General features: G+C 65.3%; 1 protein-coding gene. It reads left to right on the top strand.

Annotation, left to right across the window (positions count from 1 at the left end):
• Positions 1 to 646 precede the first annotated feature (646 nt).
• Complete coding sequence (ltrA, locus tag ABN273_RS59060; protein ID WP_349458567.1) at positions 647 to 2,080, top strand: group II intron reverse transcriptase/maturase; 1,434 nt, start codon at positions 647 to 649, stop codon at positions 2,078 to 2,080.
• The last annotated feature ends 150 nt before the right edge of the window (positions 2,081 to 2,230 follow it).

Raw genomic sequence — 2,230 nt, 5'->3', positions numbered from 1 at the left:
GGGGGCGAGGGTGCGTAGGTCGTTCAAGTTCCTGCTGGTGCGCCACGAGGCGCTGGATTGTCGAGTGAGGTGAAAGACCTGCACCGTTGGGTCGTCGCAGCGGCCCGATAGAAGCTGGGGGCAGTCTGAGCCGGGGAACGCCGGGGAGGACGGGAAGCAGCCCCGACAACGCCGGGATGGGCCGAGACTGCCAGGCGGCCCGGGTTCGGCAAGCGAGGCCAGTCGGTGTAACGCGAGTGAACCAGTGGCGGAAGTCCCGTAAGACCTGTACCGGCTCAAATCTGGTGGATAGGGGCCGGGACGCAGTGCGCGATGAGGGTTTCATCAGGCCCGAGTCGACTCCGAAGCCGGAACAAGCAGGCCGGCGGGGAGGCCGTTTCGAAGAACTGCGGCGTAGAAACGGCGAGGCTGCCGGGGCAGAGCTGGGCACCTCCCTGGCTGATCGACAACCAGTGAACGTGGGAACCGTCCGTGGTCGCCCGCGACGCCCGGACACCCGGTCCGAGTCGCGGGCAGGTCCGTTGCCGACTGTGGACCACGAGACGGGGCGGAGGCTCCGTAGTAGTCCGAGGGCGGGAAAGCCGTCCACATGGCGAAGGGAGCCAGCGAGTCGGTGGTAAGGAGCTGCAATGCCTGGAGGTCGTTGGTGAATACCGACGAGCTTGAGTACGCCCTGCTCGGGGCGGAGCGCAAGGTACAGGGGATGCAGGCCAAGCTGCACCGTTGGGCCCGCGATGATCCTGATCGCAGGTTCGATGATCTGTTCAACCTGGTGGCTGATCCCGCCTTTCTGCTGGTGGCGTGGGATCGGGTGCGGGGAAACAAGGGTGCTCGCACGGCCGGGGTGGACGGGCGCACTGCCCATGCCATTCAGGTCTGGCAGGGAGTCGAGGGATTCCTCGACGAACTGCGGTCCGCTCTGAAGGACCACAGTTTCCGCCCGCTTCCGGTACGCGAAAGGATGATCCCAAAGGCGAATGGCAAGTTGCGCCGACTGGGTATCCCCACCGTGGCCGACCGGGTGGTCCAGGCATCCTTGAAGCTGGTGCTGGAGCCGATCTTCGAGGCGGATTTCTCCCCATGCTCGTACGGGTTCCGCCCGGGACGCCGAGCCCAGGACGCGGTCGCCGAGACCCGTCACTTCACCATGGCCACCTACGAGTGGGTGGTGGAAGGCGACATCGCGGCATGCTTCGATGAGATCTCGCACCCGGCCCTGATGGATCGGGTGCGGCGAAGGATCACAGACAAGCGCGTCCTCGGCCTGGTGAAGGCATTTCTCAAGGCGGGCATCCTGTCGGAAGACGGAATCTCCCGGGAGACCTTCACCGGCACCCCGCAAGGGGGGATCCTGTCTCCTCTGCTGGCGAACGTGGCCCTCTCGGTGCTGGACGAGTTCTTCGACCAGTGTCCGGGCGGACCGAGCTCTACCGAGTCCAAGCGGCGGCACCGCAGGCGACAGGGCAAGGCCAACTACCGTCTCGTACGGTACGCGGACGACTTCCTGGTGCTGGTCTCCGGTACCCGCGAACATGCCGAAGGCATCCGGGACGAGGTGGCAGAGGTTCTCGCGCCGATGGGCCTGCGCCTGTCGGTGGAAAAGACAATGATCATCCACATCGATGAGGGTCTCGATTTCCTGGGGTGGCGCATCCAGCGGCACCGCAAGCGAGGCACCGACCGGCGTTACATCTACACCTATCCGGCCAAGAAGGCGCTGCACGCGGTCATGGCCAAGGTGCGGACGATATGCCGTCGAATGGACACCGGACAGCCGCTCGATGCCCTGCTGCGCCAACTCAATCCGGCGCTGCGGGGCTGGTGCGCCTACTTCCGGCCAGGGGTATCCAGCGCGACCTTCGATTACCTGGGCCACTACACCTGGTGGCAGGTCATTGGATGGATCAAGCGCAAGCATCGCCGGATCTCCTGGAAGGAACTTCGCCGCCGCTACTGCGGCGGACAGTGGTGGGTCAAGACGGCATGCAGGGAGCTGTTCCACCCCGGACAGGTCAGCACGACCCGATACCGGTACAGAGGAACCAAGATTTCCACGCCGTGGGAGACCATCACAGCGTAGGACTCGATCAACAAGGCTGACACGGGACTCGTGGAGAGCCCGTTGCCCGGAGACGGGCACGGCGGGTTCGGAAGGCGGTCCGGGAAAACGGACTGGTCGAAAGGCCAGCACCGCGTCTCGGGCCGACCTTACCGGCCGACCCGGCACCAG

The organism is Nonomuraea sp. B19D2 (assembly GCF_040137845.1).
GTDB lineage: Bacteria > Actinomycetota > Actinomycetes > Streptosporangiales > Streptosporangiaceae > Nonomuraea.
Note: the sequence above shows the minus strand (reverse complement) of the source record. Positions and strands in the feature narration are given on the sequence as shown.